At 71.3% G+C, this 15,442-nt stretch carries 15 protein-coding genes; 3 read left to right on the forward strand and 12 right to left on the reverse strand.

All coding sequences use genetic code 11. From position 1 onward, the window contains the following. The 9 genes from OG223_RS13885 to OG223_RS13925 form a co-directional block, all read right to left on the reverse strand. Nucleotides 1-1,515 carry a glycoside hydrolase family 43 protein gene (locus OG223_RS13885; protein WP_329247255.1) on the reverse strand — a complete coding sequence of 505 codons (1,515 nt, stop codon included), beginning with the start codon at nt 1,513-1,515 and terminating at the stop codon, nt 1-3. Next, a complete protein-coding gene (locus tag OG223_RS13890) occupies nt 1,512-2,357 on the reverse strand; it encodes a PmoA family protein (protein ID WP_329247257.1) in 846 nt (281 codons plus the stop codon). The genes OG223_RS13885 and OG223_RS13890 overlap by 4 nt, the downstream gene beginning before the upstream one ends. After that, nucleotides 2,357-3,562 carry a Gfo/Idh/MocA family protein gene (locus OG223_RS13895; protein ID WP_329247259.1) on the reverse strand — a complete coding sequence of 402 codons (1,206 nt, stop codon included), beginning with the start codon at nt 3,560-3,562 and terminating at the stop codon, nt 2,357-2,359. The genes OG223_RS13890 and OG223_RS13895 overlap by 1 nt, the downstream gene beginning before the upstream one ends. Nucleotides 3,563-3,611: 49 nt before the next feature. Further along, nucleotides 3,612-4,496 (reverse strand): carbohydrate ABC transporter permease, encoded by an 885-nt coding sequence (locus OG223_RS13900; RefSeq protein ID WP_329247262.1) that lies wholly within the window; start codon nt 4,494-4,496, stop codon nt 3,612-3,614. Next, a complete protein-coding gene (locus OG223_RS13905; RefSeq protein ID WP_329247264.1) occupies nt 4,493-5,428 on the reverse strand; it encodes a carbohydrate ABC transporter permease in 936 nt (311 codons plus the stop codon). The genes OG223_RS13900 and OG223_RS13905 overlap by 4 nt, the downstream gene beginning before the upstream one ends. 97 nt (nt 5,429-5,525) lie before the next feature. Beyond that, a complete protein-coding gene (gene araD, locus OG223_RS13910; RefSeq protein ID WP_329247267.1) occupies nt 5,526-7,256 on the reverse strand; it encodes an L-arabinonate dehydratase in 1,731 nt (576 codons plus the stop codon). After that, nucleotides 7,244-8,152 carry a dihydrodipicolinate synthase family protein gene (locus OG223_RS13915; RefSeq protein WP_329247270.1) on the reverse strand — a complete coding sequence of 303 codons (909 nt, stop codon included), beginning with the start codon at nt 8,150-8,152 and terminating at the stop codon, nt 7,244-7,246. The genes araD and OG223_RS13915 overlap by 13 nt, the downstream gene beginning before the upstream one ends. Beyond that, on the reverse strand, nt 8,149-8,841 hold the full coding sequence (locus OG223_RS13920; protein WP_329247272.1) for a GntR family transcriptional regulator: 693 nt from the start codon (nt 8,839-8,841) through the stop codon (nt 8,149-8,151). Before OG223_RS13920 ends, OG223_RS13915 begins: the two co-directional genes overlap by 4 nt. Nucleotides 8,842-8,995: 154 nt before the next feature. Continuing rightward, nucleotides 8,996-9,745: an MBL fold metallo-hydrolase gene (locus tag OG223_RS13925; RefSeq protein ID WP_329247275.1), complete on the reverse strand. Its 750-nt coding sequence runs from the start codon at nt 9,743-9,745 to the stop codon at nt 8,996-8,998. Between the two features lie 114 nt (nt 9,746-9,859). Here OG223_RS13925 and OG223_RS13930 point away from each other — a divergent pair, with 114 nt between their 5' ends. Continuing rightward, on the forward strand, nt 9,860-10,453 hold the full coding sequence (locus OG223_RS13930) for an HD domain-containing protein (protein WP_329265269.1): 594 nt from the start codon (nt 9,860-9,862) through the stop codon (nt 10,451-10,453). Nucleotides 10,454-10,478: 25 nt separating this feature from the next. On the opposite strand, the gene OG223_RS13935 is transcribed toward OG223_RS13930, so the two are convergent. The 3 genes from OG223_RS13935 to OG223_RS13945 all read right to left on the reverse strand — a co-directional run bounded on the left by OG223_RS13935 (nt 10,479) and on the right by OG223_RS13945 (nt 13,326). Next, nucleotides 10,479-11,066 carry a TIGR03086 family metal-binding protein gene (locus OG223_RS13935; RefSeq protein WP_329247277.1) on the reverse strand — a complete coding sequence of 196 codons (588 nt, stop codon included), beginning with the start codon at nt 11,064-11,066 and terminating at the stop codon, nt 10,479-10,481. A 134-nt stretch (nt 11,067-11,200) separates the two neighbouring features. Continuing rightward, entirely contained in the window at nt 11,201-12,364 is a 1,164-nt protein-coding gene (locus tag OG223_RS13940) for a hypothetical protein (protein WP_329247280.1), read from the reverse strand. Next, complete coding sequence (locus tag OG223_RS13945; RefSeq protein ID WP_329247283.1) at nt 12,361-13,326, reverse strand: 5-dehydro-4-deoxyglucarate dehydratase; 966 nt, start codon at nt 13,324-13,326, stop codon at nt 12,361-12,363. The genes OG223_RS13940 and OG223_RS13945 overlap by 4 nt, the downstream gene beginning before the upstream one ends. 229 nt (nt 13,327-13,555) lie before the next feature. Between OG223_RS13945 and OG223_RS13950 the strand changes: the two genes are divergently transcribed. Beyond that, entirely contained in the window at nt 13,556-14,365 is an 810-nt protein-coding gene (locus tag OG223_RS13950; RefSeq protein WP_329247286.1) for an NAD-dependent epimerase/dehydratase family protein, read from the forward strand. A gap of 269 nt (nt 14,366-14,634) precedes the next feature. Beyond that, nucleotides 14,635-15,405 carry a DeoR/GlpR family DNA-binding transcription regulator gene (locus OG223_RS13955; protein ID WP_329247288.1) on the forward strand — a complete coding sequence of 257 codons (771 nt, stop codon included), beginning with the start codon at nt 14,635-14,637 and terminating at the stop codon, nt 15,403-15,405. Nucleotides 15,406-15,442 lie beyond the last annotated feature (37 nt).

Raw genomic sequence — 15,442 nt, forward strand, 5'->3', positions numbered from 1 at the left:
TTACTGGAGAGAGCTGATCCGGAACCGGGTGAACACGGCCGTACCGGCGTGTCCCGCGCCGGCGGGCGCGAGCGCGAAGAGCCCGAGCAGGGCACCGACCCAGCGCCACGGGGTGGCGGCGAACACCCGGCCGCTCGGACGCGGCCCGCCCCCGACGTCGTAGAAGAAGCGGCACCGCGCCTCCGCGCCGATCTCGATCCGCAGCCGGACGCGGCCTTCGGGTGCGCGGCAGGACTCCCCCGCGTCCCGTTCGCGCTCGGCGGCGGGCTCGGCGAAGCGGTGGACGAACCGCGCCTCGCCGTCCGCGCCGCGCTGGAGTCCGATCCAGTGGTAGGCGTCGCCCAGCACGGCGAGCCCGGCCCGCGCGCCCGACTCCTCGCTGTGCAGGTGCAGTTCGACCTCGACCGTGACGGGTGTGCCGGGCAGTCGCTGGGTGAGGAGGTTCGGGAGTCGGCGCAGGTCGTGTGCGTCGGCCGTGCGGGCGCAGGTCAGTCGTAAGCCGTCGCCCGAGTGGTGGGTGGCCCAGCCGTCCTGCGGGTTCGCCGTCCACTGCCACTGGCGGCCGTACCGTCCGCCGGGGAAGTCGTCGTCGGTGGCGGGCGCGGCGGGCGGCTGCGGCGGGAGGTCGGGTTTCCGGTGTTCGGCTACGGGTGCGCCCTCGTCGCCGATGACCGGCCAGCCCTCGTCGCCCCAGCGCATGGGCTGGAGGTGGACCAACCGGCCGTAGGCGCCCCGCTGTTGGAAGTGCAGGAACCAGTCCTCGCCGGCCGGGGTGCGCACCCACGCGCCCTGGTGGGGGCCGTTGACGTCGGTGTCCCGTTGTTCCAGGACGACCTTCTCCTCGTACGGCCCGAAGAAGCCGCGTGAGCGGAACGCGCCCTGCCAGCCGGTCCCGACTCCCCCGGCGGGGGCGAAGATCCAGAACCAGCCGTCGTGTTGGTGGACCTTGGGGCCCTCCAGGGTGAACCAGCCGGGGAGGCGGTCCGCGTCGACGATCACCTTGCCGTCGTCGAGCAGGGTCGTGCCGTCGGGGTGCATACGGTGGCCGGTGAGGCGGTTGTTGATGCCCGCTCGGGACTTGGCCCAGGCGTGGACGAGGTAGGCCTCGTCGTCGTTCTCGTCGTCCCACAGGGGGCACGGGTCGATGAGGCCCTTGCCCTCCTTGAGGAGGTGCGGGCGGGTCCAAGGGCCCCTGATCTCGGGGGCGTTGATCTGGAAGATGCCCTGGTCGGGGTCGCCCCAGAAGATCCAGAAGCGCTCGTCGTGGTACCTCAACGCGGGGGCCCAGACGCCGCAGTCGTGCCGTGGGGTCCTGAACTCCCGGGCCGGTTCCAGGCGTTGGAGGGCGTGGCCGATCAGGGTCCAGTTCACCAGGTCGCGGGAGTGCAGCAGCGGCAGTCCCGGTACGCGGCCGAAGCTGGACGCGGTGAGGTAGAAGTCGTCGCCGACGCGGACCACGTCCGGGTCGGACCAGTCGGCGTTCAGGACGGGGTTCGTGTACGTCTCGTACGTCACTGGCTGACCGCCTTCCGCACCAGCACCGCCGCCTCGCCCCGGTCGAGGCGGCCGTCCGCGACGACGGTGACGATGCGCCGTACGACCGTGTCGCCGGGCGGGATCGGCAGCCGTTCGTCCGAGGCCAACGACGCGCCCACGCCCGGGTATTCGGCGGTTCGGACGAACCACGGGTCCTGGCGGGTGCGGTCGGTGGCGCCGGCGAAGACCAGCGTCCAGCCGGTGCCGGCGAGGGCCAGCCAGTCGGCGCGGGTGCCGTGGACGGCCGCTTCGCCCTCGCGGTCGGCGGTGAAGACGTCCGGGGTCCCGGCCTCCTTGCGGGCCCGCCAGAAGTAGCCGCCGTACGCGGCTCCGGGGCGGCCGTTGGTGGCGGGGCTGCCGATCGACAGGGGGTCGGGCGTCACGTTGGTGAGCGAGAAGGTGAAGTCCAACGCCCAGGCGGTGTCGGTGAGTTCGGTCGCCGCGACCGTACGGCGTTCCCGGAGCAGTTCGGCGCCGGAGGCCACCCAGCGCAGTTCCTCGACGAAGCCGTCGGGGTCGCGGAGCTGGAAGGCGGAGTGGCGTTGGGCGCCGTGGTTGTCCAGTTCCGTGGATCCCTGGTCACGGACGTAGGTGCGGCCGCCCCAGAAGTTGTGCCCCTCGACGTCGGGAACGGCGACACCGACGCCGAGGTGGTGGGTGTGGTCGACGGGGCTCAGCTCGGTGACCGCCGTACCGGACAGGGTGGTCACGGGGTGCAGATAGGGGCGCGGGGAGAGCCGGTCGGGCAGCTCGGGCCGGGTGACGTACCGGGCGACCGGGCGGCCCGCGACGCGCAGCACCGGCGTGTCGTGGGTGATCATCAAGGGCTCACCTCTTTCGGTGGGGCCCAGGGGGCGCCCAGCTCGGAGTAGAGGGCGAGGGTGTCGGCCGCCGCCGTGACCAGCGCGTCGATGCCGGGGACCACCCGGCGGTTCTCGGTGGGGATCAAGTGCCAGGCGCTGGTGGGGAGTTGAGCCGGGTCGGGGGCCTGGCGGATCGCCTCGACCACCTTCATGAAGGCGCCTGTCGAGTCCGGTTCGACCAACAGGGCTTCGCCGTCGGCGAGATGGGCGACCAGGTTCTCCAGCAGGTCCGTGCTGCCGTACTCGAACTCCTCGGGGCCGTGGCCGGCCCGCTGGAGCAGTGCGCGGTCCTGCTTGTACCAGTAGGTGATCCGGCCCTCGCTGCCCTGCACCAACACGTAGGGCTCGCCGGGGTGTTCGGCGCACAGGGTCACGGCGACGGTGACCGGGCGGCCCTGGACGGTGGTGACGCGGACGCAGGAGGTGTCGTCGGACTCGATGTCGTTGGCCCGGACGAGTTCGGTCTCGATGCGGGTGACGTCCTCGGCGCGGGTCGTGCCGTTCAGGGCGAGGGCGGTGGCGACGGCGTGCGCGAGGGGGTTCGTCAGCGCGCCGTCGATCACGTCGACGCCGTTCAGGCGCCGCTTGCCCGCCCAGGGGGCGCGCCGGTAGTACGCCTCGTCGCGCGCCCAGGCACCGGCCCCGCCGACCCCGGTCGGCGTGCCGATCGCGCCCTCGGCGATCAGCTTCCGGATCGCGGGCACGGCGTGCGAGCCGAGCGACTGGAACCCGATCTGGCAGGCCACCCCGGCCGCGGCGACGCCGTCGGCCATCCGGCGGAACTCGGCGTACGAGGGCGCGGGCGGCTTCTCCAGGAGCAGGTGCACGCCTCGCTTCGCGGCGGCCAGGGCGAGGTCCGTGTGGGTCGGGATCGGGGTGCAGACCACGGCGACCCGGGCGCCGGTGGAGTCGAGGAGCGCCCCGAAGTCCGGTGACTGGGCGGGGAGTTCGCCGCCGAACTCCTCCTCGGTCAACGGGGTCAGCTCGCAGATTCCGGCGAGGCGCACGAGTCCCTTGTCCTGGAGCCGACGGATGTTCTCGACGTGCCAGCGGCCGTGGCCCCGGGCGCCCGCGAGGACGACCGGGACGGGCAGCGCGACAGGTGCGGGGGCCTTCGTGGCAGCGGGCGCGGTGGCGGTCGTAGGGCCGGTCTTGGTTGTCATGGGGTTCTCCCTGCGTCGACGATCTTCGCCAGCAGGGTAAGCGGTTGCCTCATCCCTTCACCGCCCCCGCGCTGAAGCCGGTGATCAGCCACTTCTGGATGAAGGCGAACACGATCACCACCGGTACGGCCGCGACGATGCCGCCCGCGGCGAGCGCGCCGAGGTCGACGCTGTCCGCGCCCATCAGGGTGTTGAGGCCGACCGGGATGGTCTGCTTGCTCTGGTCGGACAGGAACATCAGGGCGAAGAGGAAGTGGTTCCAGGCGTGCACGAAGGCGAAGGAGCCGACGGCGATCAGCCCGGGCCGCAGCAGCGGGAGGACGACGATGCGGAACGCGGCGAAGCGGTTGCAGCCGTCGACCCAGGCGGCCTCCTCCAGGGACTGCGGGACGTTCCGGATGAAGCCGCTGATCAGGATCATCGACAGCGGGAGCTGGAAGACGGTCTCCGCGATGATGACGCTGCCGAGCGAGTTGATCATCTGGAGCTTGGCGAAGATCTGGAACAGCGGGACCAACAGCAGTGCGCCCGGCACGAATTGGGAGCAGAGCAGGGCGAGCATGAAGGTGCGTTTGATCCTGAACTCGAAGCGGGCGAGCGCGTAGCCGCCGGCCAGGGCGACGACCGTGGTGAGGATCAGGGTGGCCACGCCGACGTAGACGCTGTTCTGGAAGTAGACGCCGAAGCTGCGCTCGGTCCACACCTTCTGGAAGTGGTCGAGGGTCATCGGCCAGGGCACCAGGGAGGTCGAGCCGGCCGGGCGGAACGCGAAGAGCAGGATCCAGTAGAAGGGGATCAGGGTGAAGACGAGGTAGATGCCCAGGGGGACGTAGATCTGCCAGCGCGGGACCTCGTCCCAGGCGCGGCGGACCTTGCGCGGCTGGTGCGGTGCGGTGGACTCCCGCTCGCGGGCCGGGGCGATCTCGGTGATCACTTGTCGCCGCCTCCGAACTTGCTCAGGCGCAGATAGACGATCGAGAAGAACAGCAGGATCACGAACGCGACCGTGGTGAGGGCGGAGGCGTAACCGAAGTTGTGGGCCTCGACGCTGGTGTTGGCGACGTAGAGCGGGAGTGTGGTGGTCTCGCCGGCCGGGCCGCCGCCGGTCAGGGTGTAGAGGAGGTCGACGTTGTTGAACTCCCACACCGCGCGCAGCAGCGTGGACAGCACGATCGCGTCCTTGAGGTGCGGCAGCGTGATGTGGACGAACTGCTTGAAGCGGCTCGCGCCGTCCACCTCGGCGGCCTCGTAGAGGTCCTTCGAGACGGACTGGAGGTCGGCGAGGATGAGGATCGCGAAGAAGGGGACGCCTCGCCAGAGGTCCGCGACGACCGCTGCGGAGAAGACCGTCGAGGGGTCGGAGAGCCAACTCGTGCCGTACTGGCCGATGCCCATGTCGGCGAGGTAACGGGTCACGCCCGTCTGGGAGTTGTAGAGCAGCACCCAGATCGCGGAGGTCAGGACGCCCGACACCGCCCACGGGGAGAACACGAGCGCGCGGCCGACGGACCGTCCCACGAAGGTCTGGTTGACGATGAGCGCGAGGGCCAGCCCGAAGAGGAGTTGGAGGCCGACCTCGACGACGACCCACTTGGCGCTGAAGGTCAACGTGTCCCAGAACTGCGGGTCGTTGGTGAAGGCGTGGGTGAAGTTGTCGAGGCCCGCGAAGCCGTTGCGCCAGGGTTTGGTGGGGTTGTAGTTCTGCAGGCTGTAGTAGAAGACGCTGATGACCGGGTAGGCGATGAAGCCCAGCATGAGCAGGGCGGCCGGGGCGATCAGCAGGTACGGGAGCCTGCGCGGGGTCGCGGAGGCACGGCGCCGCCGGGGTGGCGCGGGCGGTTTCGCCACGGCTGCGGCTTGGGCCATGACTGTTCTCCGTTCCAGTGGGGCGGGTGCAGCAGGTGCACGTGCGGTTCAGGTGCAGGAAGCGCTTGCTCGACGGGCACGCGAAGCAAGGGGGTGCTCAACCGGCGTACGGATCAGGCACCTTGCCCGGCCGGGCCAGGAACTCGAAGTCGCAGCCGGTGTCCGCCTGGGTGATCTGGTCGTTGTAGAGCGCGCCGTAGCCGCGCTCGTACCGTGCGGGCGGCGGGGTCCACTCCGCCCTCCGTCGCTCCAACTCCTCGTCGTCCACGTTGAGTTGGAGGGTGCGCGCCTCGACGTCCAGGGTGATGGTGTCCCCGGTCCGGACGAGCGCCAGTGGTCCGCCGACGTACGACTCGGGGGCGATGTGCAGTACGCACGCGCCGTAACTCGTGCCGCTCATTCGGGCGTCGGAGATGCGGACCATGTCCCGGACGCCCTGCTTCAGGAGGTGGTCGGGGAGCGGGAGCATGCCGTACTCGGGCATGCCGGGGCCGCCCTTGGGGCCCGCGTTGCGCAGCACCAGCACGCTGTCGGCGGTGATGTCCAACTCCGGGTCGTTGATGGTGCGTTGCATGGTCCGGTAGTCGTCGAAGACGACCGCGGGGCCGGTGTGTTTGAGCAGGTGCGGTTCGGCGGTGATGTGCTTGATGACGGCGCCGTCCGGGCAGAGGTTGCCGCGCAGGACGGCCACCCCGCCCTCGTGCGCGACCGGGTTGTCGCGCGGTCGTATGACGTCGTCGTTGTGCACCCGCGCGCCGGCGAGCTGCTCGCGCAGGGTGTCGTGGGAGACCGTCGGCCGGTCCAGGTGGAGCAGATCCGTGATCCGGGAGAGGAAGCCGGGCAGGCCGCCGGCGAAGTGGAAGTCCTCCATGAGGTACGTCCGTCCGCCGGGCCGTACGTTCGCCAGGACCGGGACCGTGCGGGCGATGCGGTCGAAGTCGTCGAGCGTGAGGCGGACGCCCGCGCGGCCGGCCATGGCGATGAGGTGGATCACGGCGTTGGTGGAGCCGCCGAGGCCGAGGACGGTGGTGACCGCGTCCTCGAAGGCGTCCTGGGTGAGGATCGACGAGAGAACGCGCCCCTTGTGGACTTGTTCAACAATCCGCATGCCGGACTGCGCGGCCATCCGGTCGTGCCCCGAGTCCACGGCGGGGATGCTCGACGCGCCCGGCACGGTCACACCCAGCGCCTCCGCCGCCGCCGTCAGCGTGGACGCCGTCCCCATGGTCATGCAGTGCCCGGGCGAGCGCGCCAGGCCGCTCTCCAGTTCGGTCATCTCGCAGTCGCCGATGAGGCCGGCGCGCTTGTCGTCCCAGTACTTCCACATGTCGGTGCCGGAGCCGAGGATCTCGTTGCGCCAGTGGCCCGGCAGCATCGGTCCGGCGGGGACGAAGACGGTGGGCAGGTCGACGCTGGCCGCGCCCATGAGCAGCGCCGGGGTCGACTTGTCGCAGCCGCCCATCAGCACCGCCCCGTCGACGGGGTACGACCGCAGCAGTTCCTCGGTCTCCATCGCGAGGAGGTTGCGGTAGAGCATCGGGGTCGGCTTCTGGAAGGTCTCGCTGAGCGTGGAGACCGGGAATTCGAGGGGGAAGCCGCCCGCCTGCCACACGCCCCGCTTGACCGCCTGGGCCCGGTCACGGAGGTGCACATGACAGGGATTGATGTCCGACCAGGTGTTGAGGATCGCGATGACGGGCTTGCCGAGGTGCTCCTCGGGGAGGTAACCGAGCTGGCGGGTGCGGGCCCGGTGGCTGAAGGAGCGCAGCCCGTCGGTGCCGTACCACTGGTGGCTTCTGAGCTCTTCCGGTGCCTTCATACGGACCATCCGGCGGCTATCGCGGCGACCTCGGCGCGCTCGCTCTCGGGCAGGGGCTTGCTGGGCGGCCGTACGTCACGGCGGCACAGACCGAGGGACGCAAGCGCTTCCTTGACGATCGTGACGTTGTTCGCGGAGCCGTTCGCGGCCCTTAGTTCCTCGAATCGGCGGATCTGCTCCCATACCTTCATCGCCCCGGGATAGTCCCCTGATCGAAGCGCTTCGATCATGTTCAGCGAAACGGACGGGGCGACGTTCACGAGTCCCGAGGTGAAGCCGGTGGCGCCCGCCGAGAAGTAGGAGGGCGCGTACGGCTCGGCCAGCCCGGCCACCCACACGAAGCGTTCGAGCCCCGCGTCCCGGGCGAAGGCGGCGAAGCGGGCCGCGTCCGGGACGGCGTACTTGACGCCGATGACGTTCGGGCAGTCGTCGGCGAGTTCGGCGAGGCGGGCGCCGAGGAGCTGGGCGTTGCGGATGTACGGGACGACGCCCAGGTCGGGCACGGCCTCGGCGATGGCGCGGTGGTAGTCGACCCAGCCGCCCTGCGAGACGTAGGGGTGGACGGGCTGGTGGATCATCACCATCTGGGCGCCGTGGTCGCGGGCGTGCCGGGCCGAGGCGATGGCGGTGGGCACGTCGTGGCCGACGCCGACGAGGACGGTGGCCCTCCCGCCCGCCGCGTCGATGGTCAACTCCGTGACGAGCTGCCGTTCTTGAGGGGTCAGGGTGTAGAACTCGCCGGTGTTCCCGTTGGGGGTGACGATGCCGATCCCGCCGTCGAGCAGTCGGCGCAGCAGGGCCCGGTGGGTGTCCTGGTCGACGCTGCCGTCCTCGGCGAACGGGGTCACCGGGATCGCCACCACGTCGGCCAGGGCGGCCCGTTGGGCCTCGAACGCCGCTGTCATGCCTGACCGTCCTCTCCCTGGGGTGCCGGCTCGGTGCCGGGTCCCTGTCCCAACTCGGTGCCGGGGAAGGCCCGTTGCACGAACGACGCGATGTGGGCGTGCAGCGCGGTCGCCGCGCCGTCCGCGTCGCCGTCGAGGGCGAGCCGCAGGATCTCCCGGTGTTCGCCGGCCTCCCGCTCCCACGAGGGCGAAGCGGCCCAGGCGACGGCGGAGACGAGGGCGGCCTGGTCGCGGACCTCGTCGAGCATCCGGCCGAGCAGCGGGTTGCCGCACGGCAGGTACAGGGCGCGGTGGAACTCCCGGTTGGCGAGGGAGCGTTCGGCGGTGTCGGTGGCCTCGTCGGCGCGGGTCAGGGCGTCGCGCGCGGCGTCCAGGGAGGCACGGCGACGCACGGCACGCCGTAGCGCCTCGGGTTCGAGGAGCAGCCGGACGTCGTACACCTCGCGCGCCATGTCCGCGTCCACCATGCGCACCGTGACGCCCTTGTACAGGTTCATCACGACGAGCCCGGTACCGGCCAGGGTCTTGAGCGCCTCGCGCACCGGGGTCTTGGACACCCCGAACTGTGCGGCGAGTTCGGTCTCGACGAGCGGCTGGCCCGGCGTCAACTGCCCGGTGAGGATGCGGCGTTTGATCTCCTCCTGCACGTACTGCGTGCGGGACGGGATCGGCGTGGGCACAGAGGTCATGCGCGCCTCTCGGATGTCACGTGGCTGCGGTCGCGGATCGGATATCCGGTCTCGCGTATCGCGTCTCATATATGACGTACGAAGTACGACGCGTTGAAGGTAGGAGCGGCCCTGTGTTTCGTCAATGCTTCTGACAAAGGAATTAGAAAGCGCTTCACATGGTCTTGGTGACGCCTTCCAGCGCGGCCGAGGTCCGGCCGGGGAAGATCGCGGCGGCGCGTTCCAGCGCCGCTTCCCTGGTGAGCGTGGGTCCCACGTGGGTGATGAGGAGTTCGCGCGCGCCCTTGGCGCAGGCTCCGGCGTCCTCGGGCGTGAGGTGCACCTGGCGTTCGCCTTCGCGATGCCGGTCGATGTCGGCCTCGCACAGGAACACGTCGGCGCCGCCCGCGAGTTCGGACAGGGCCTCGCAGGGTCCGCTGTCCCCGGAGTAGCCGAGGACACTCCCCTGGCACTCGGCGCGCAGCCCGTACGCCTCGGTGTCGTGGACGACGGCGCGTGCCGTGAGGCGGAGGTTCCAGTGCCGGACGGCGTGGCCGTCGTAGAGCGGCCGGAAGTCGAAGACGCCGCTCAGGAAGCGGACGTCCGGCTGCCCGAAGAAGCCGGCGAGCCGGCGGGCGCAGTCCTGCGGGGCGTAGACCGGGATCGGTGCGGCCGGGGTCATCCCGCCGAAGGCGAACGCGTAGGCCGCCGCGAGGAGATCGGCGCTGTGGTCGGCGTGCAGGTGCGAGATCCAGATCGCGGTGAGCCGCGCCGGATCGGTGTGCCGCTGCAACTCCGCGAAGGTTCCGGTGCCCGCGTCCATCCACACCTCGGCGCCGCCGCCGCGCAGCAGATACCCGGAGCAGGGGCGGCCGGGGCGCGGATGCGGGGAGGCGGTGCCGAGGACGGTCAGACTGAGGGGCATGGTGGGGAAGAGTACGGTTCCGGGGCCCGCGGCACTCACATTTCAGGGCGTTCCATAGTGCTCGGCCTCGGACCGCCCGCGCCCGGGCACCGCGGTCAGTACCCTGACGCGATGATGGCCGACACTCTCCTGTCGAGGGCGATGACCGGTGCCGTCGACCCACCACTGCTGCCGCTGCCGGACCGTGTGGTCGGGCTGCTGTCGGAGCTGGAGACCCCGCCGCGGCTGGCGGCTCATCTGCGGGCCGTCCACGATGTCGCCCATCGGCTGGTCGACTGGGTCGAGCCGCACTGCCCGGCCCTGCCCCTCGACCGCGAGGCGGTGCTCTTCGGGGCGGCGACGCACGACGTGGGGAAGACGGTGCACGCCTCCGAGCTGTCCGGGCCGGGGGCGGCGCACGAGGAGGCGGGACGCGATCTCCTGCTGCGCCGCGGCGTCGGTCCTGAGCTGGCCCGCTTCGCCGCGACGCACGCCTCGTGGGCGCGGCCGGGTGTCGGTCTGGAGGACCTGTTGGTGAGCCTCGCCGACAAGGTGTGGAAGAACAAGCGGGTCCCCGAGCTGGAGGATCTCGTCGTGGCCCGGCTGACCGAGGCGACGGGCCGGGCGGCGTGGGAGGAGTTCATGGCGCTCGACGAGGTCCTCGCCGGCATCGGCGACGGGGCGGATGCGCGGCTGGCGTTCCAGGCATCGTTCCCGATCCACGGCTGAGGCGTCCCGCGTCCCTCCGCGACTCCTACGGCTTCCAGCCCGGGTCCCGTCCGCTCAGGCCCACCGCCCGGTCCAGCAGGGGTGCGTCCGTCGGTACCGGGACCACCGGTCCGAAGATGCCCCCGCCCCCGGTCGGGTCCTCGGCCGCCGCCAGCAGGAAGGTGTACGACGACCGCAGCGCGGCCGGGTCGGGTTCGTAGGGCTGGCCGGTGGCCACGGCCAAGTCCCAGCCGTGGATGACCAGTTCGTCGGCCACGACGGCGGCGGCGACCGCGCCGGGGAGGTCGATGCCGCCCGCGCGGGTCATGCCGGTCCAGGCGGCCGGGTCGCGCCAGGCCTCGGCGAGTCCGTCGAGGACCTTGGGGAAGTCCTCGCGCCAGCCGGGGCCGATGTCGGAGGCGCCGGTGTCCGGTGCGGTGTCCGTCATGACGCCCAGGTCCTTGCGCGCGGCGTCACGGAAGGCGACGGACAGCCCGAGCAGATGCCCCAGCATGTTGCGTACGGCGGTCCCGGGGCACGGGGTCACCTCCCTGAGCTGCTCGTCGGTGACGCCCTCGACGAGGCGGGCGACGACGCGGGTCTGCGGGCCGAGGTCGAAGCTGCTGTCGGTCATGCGCTTTCCTTCCGGGGTTCGGTCTCCACTCGTGGGGTAGACCGGCGGCGGCCCCGAAACTCATCGCCCGCCCGCGCCGCCCCGTACGGGATCGCGACGCGGGGTGGTGTCCCGTGGGCCCGGCCGTCCCCGCCTCAGCACCCGGCCAGCGCCTCCCGCACCGCCGCCAAGTCCCCCTCCGACGCCAACCCCGCGTGATAGAGCCGCAGTTCGGTCGCGCCGAGTTCCCGTGCGCGCGCTGCGTCCGCGCCCAGTGCCCCCGGGCGTCCCCCCATCCCGGAGACCACCGTGAAGTTGGCGGCCAGCACCGCGCCGTCCCGGCCCTGTTCGGCGAACGGGGTCAGCAGACCCGCACCGCCCGTGCAGGGGACGACCACACCGTCCGCCACCGCGAGGATGTGCCCGGGGTCCACGCCGACGTTGGCGCCGCAGTGGTACGACTCCGGGTCCGCGTGCAGCAGCACCTGGAAGCCGACGGGTGCGGCCGCCCGGACCGCCGCGACCGCCGTCTCCTGGAGGGTGCGGGCCCTGTCGTCGCGCCACGCGCGCGTGGCCGTCGCGTTCGCCTCGCCGAGGAGTTTCCCGACCCCCGCCCAGCCCCCGTCGGAGGGCGCCCCCTGCCACACCGGTTCCAGCGCGGCGCGTACGACCGCCGCCAACTCCTCGGCGTCGAGGCCCTGTTCGCCGTAGCCCTGACGGCAGGTCGGGCAGAAGCAGAGTGCCATCAGGTACTGGCCCGCGTCCCCGAGGGGGATGCCCCCGGTCTTGTCGTGGGCGTGCAGGTGGGTGAGGCCGTACCAGCCGAGGGACTCCAGTTCGGTGCCGCGCGCACCGGGGCGTACGGCCGCCTCGGCGGCGAGGTCGACGAGGTACGCGCGCGTGGCGGGCTGGGCGATGCAGGGTGCCCAGGGGTAGCGGTCGCCGTAGGCGTTGACCACCGAGGTGTCCGGATGCTCCGCGCCCAGGCGGGAGTTGTGGGCGAGCACGACCCAGGTGTGCACGTCCAGGCCCGCGCCGGTGAGAGCGGCGGCGGCCTCCCCGTAGGCGTCGCCGGGAGCCCAGTCGCCGGCCGGGTACGGCCTCAACTCCCGTCCCTGCCAACGGGAGTCCGGCGGGTACAGGACGGCCGCGTGCTCGGCGGTGACGACGCGGTGGCGCGGGTGGCGGGGGGTCAACGCGCGCGTGGAGTGATAGGCGGAGGCCAAGGTCGCCTGCTGGACGCCGAGTTCGGCGATCCTGTCGCCTGCCTCCGGGTCGCCGTTGACGTCCCAGGGGTAGACGAATGCCGATGCCTTCACGCGTCCTCCTCGATCGACGTCCCGGTCAACGTATCGATCAACGTGTAGCCGCGCTCGATGAGTTGGGCAAGCTGCTTGACGTGGTCCTCGGTCGGTTCGGTCAACGGCGGGCGGACCTCGCCGACGTCCAGGCCGCGCATGCGCACGCCCGCCTTGACGAGCGAGACGGCGTAACCGCGGCCCTGGGCGCGCAGGTCGACGAACGGCAGGTAGAAGCCGTCCAGGAGGCGGTTGGCCGTGATGTCGTCGCCCGTCGCGAGCGCCCGGTGGAAGGCGAGCGCGATCTCGGGGGCGAAGCAGAACACGGCGGACGAGTAGAGGGTGACACCGATGCCCCGGTAGGCGAGCTGGGTCTGTTCGGCGGTCGGCAGCCCGTTGAAGTACAGGAAGTCGCCAGGGACTTCGGTGCGTACGGTGCTCACGATCCGCTGCATCAGGTCGAGGTCGCCGAGGCCGTCCTTGAAGCCGATGACGCCCTCGGTGCGGGCGAGTTCGACCACGGTGGCCGGGGTGAACACGGCGTTGTCGCGCTGGTAGACGATGACGGGCAGCGCGGTCGCCGCGGCCACCTCCCGGTAGTGCCGCAGCAGCCCCTCCTGCCCGGCGACGACCAGGTACGGCGGCATCGCGAGCAGCCCGTCCGCCCCGGCGCTCTCCGCGAGCCGTGCGTACCGTACGGCGAGCGCGGTGCCGTAGCCCGCGCCCGCGACCACCGGCACCCGGCCCCCGGTCGCCTCCACGGCGGCCCGCACGCACGCCTCGAACTCCTCGGGCAGCAGCGCGTGGAACTCCCCGGTGCCGCAGCACGCGAACACGGCGGCGGCACCGGCCTCGACGCCCCGGCGGACATGCGCGCGGTAGACGTCGAGATCGACGGAGCCGTCGGGGCCGTACGCGGTGACGGGAAAGAAGAGCGGCCCGCTGGGGATACTGAGCCGGTCGGCGAGAGGGGCTGGCGTCACGGGCTCTCCCTTGAAACAGGCGCGTGCGTTCTTCTGATCAACGTCTACATTTCTGAACAGCCCCACCCTAAGGATCTGCCTCAGGGTGGGTCAAGCAGGCAAATGAGCAAGAAGGAAGCGGATTTCCCAGGTCCACGCCACACTTGACGGGCACGGCGGACGATCCTTAGCTTGTCCATGCATATGAATGCTGTTCACAGATGAAGCCGACGCCCCTAGGAGACCGAGGATGCCCGCTCCCCGCACCGTTCTGCTCACCGGCGCCGCAGGCGGGCTCGGCACCCTGATGCGGGAGCTGCTCCCCGCGTACGGCTACGAGCTGCGGCTGCTGGATCTGCGCCCGATCGAGGGCGAGCCGGACGCGATCACCGCCGACCTCTCCGACCGGGCGGCGCTCCGCGAGGCCGTGCGCGGTGTCGACGCGGTCATCCATCTCGCCGGCATCTCCCTGGAGGCCTCCTTCGACAAGATCCTCGCGTCGAACATCGAGGGCACGTACAACCTCTACGAGGCCGCCCGCGAGGAGGGCGTCCCCCGCGTCGTCTTCGCCTCCTCCAACCACGCGGTGGGCTACACACCGAGGCCCCAGGGGGACGACCCCCTCATCCCGATCGACACCCCGCACCGCCCCGACACCTTCTACGGCCTGTCCAAGTCCTTCGGCGAGGACCTGGCGCAGCTCTACTGGGACAAGCACCGCCTGGAGACCGTCTCCGTGCGCATCGGCTCCTGCTTCCCGGAGCCCAGCAGCGTGCGCATGCTGTCGATCTGGATGAGCCCCGCCGACGGCACCCGCCTCTTCCACGCGGCCCTGACCGCCGAGGACGTACGGCACACGATCGTCTACGGCTCCTCCGCCAACACCCGCCTGTGGTGGGACCTGTCGACCGCGCGGGCGCTCGGTTACGAGCCTCGGGACGACTCCGAGCCGTACGCCGAGAAGCTGATCGCCGAGCAGGGCGAGCTGGAGCCGGACGTCGAGGCGCACGCGTATCTCGGCGGCCACTTCGTGAACGACCCGCCGATCTGGCCGTACTGACCGGAAAAGGAACTCCACGGGGGCGGGCGGGCACCGAACGGGCCCGCCCGCCGGCATGTTCGGGCACGGACGCTGCCCGATCTCACGCCCCGGCGGACAGCGGCGCAGGTCCGCGACGGACACACCGCACGGTAAACGGTCACACACGGGCAGCATCGGGCCTGCAACAGGCCTGGTCAGTGCCGCGCACCGGCTGTAGAACTTCCCCCAAGGGTCCCACCGGGCCCGAACGGGCAGTACTCCAGGTGAGCGGGAAGGCGGTGTCGGCCATGAGCGCGAGTTCGGCGGAGGAACGTCAGCGGGAGATCGTGCGCGCCGCGCGCCGCACCGGCTCGGTCGACGTCACCGCGCTCGCCGCCGAGCTGGGCGTGGCCAAGGAGACCGTACGGCGCGATCTGCGCGCCCTGGAGGACCACGGGCTGGTCCGCAGGACCCATGGCGGGGCCTATCCCGTGGAGAGCGCCGGTTTCGAGACGACGCTCGCCTTCCGCGCCACCAGCCATGTCCCGGAGAAGCGCCGGATCGCGGCCGCCGCGGCCGAGCTGCTCGGGGACGCCGAGACCGTCTTCGTCGACGAGGGCTTCACCCCCCAGCTCATCGCCGAGGCGCTGCCCAGGGACCGGCCGCTGACCGTGGTCACCGCGTCCCTGCCCGTCGCGGGTGTGCTCGCCGAGTCCGAGAACACCTCGGTGCTGCTGCTCGGCGGCCGGGTCCGGCACGGCACGCTGGCGACCGTGGACCACTGGACGACGAAGATGCTCGCCGGCTTCGTCCTCGACCTCGCCTTCATCGGCGCCAACGGCATCTCCCGCGAACAGGGCCTGACCACGCCCGACCCCGCCGTGAGCGAGGTCAAGGCACAGGCCGTCCGCGCCTCCCGGCGCACCGTGTTCGCGGGGGTGCACACCAAGTTCGGGGCGGTCAGCTTCTGCAGGTTCGCCGAGATCGGCGCCCTGGAGACGATCGTCACGAGCACGCTGCTCCCGTCGGCCGAAGCCCACCGCTACTCGTTGCTGGGGCCACAGGTCATCCGCGTCTAGCACGCCGTCAACACACCGTTTGAAAACCCAACTCACC

Origin of the sequence: Streptomyces sp. NBC_01478, from assembly GCF_036227225.1 — a bacterium.
Taxonomy (GTDB): domain Bacteria; phylum Actinomycetota; class Actinomycetes; order Streptomycetales; family Streptomycetaceae; genus Streptomyces.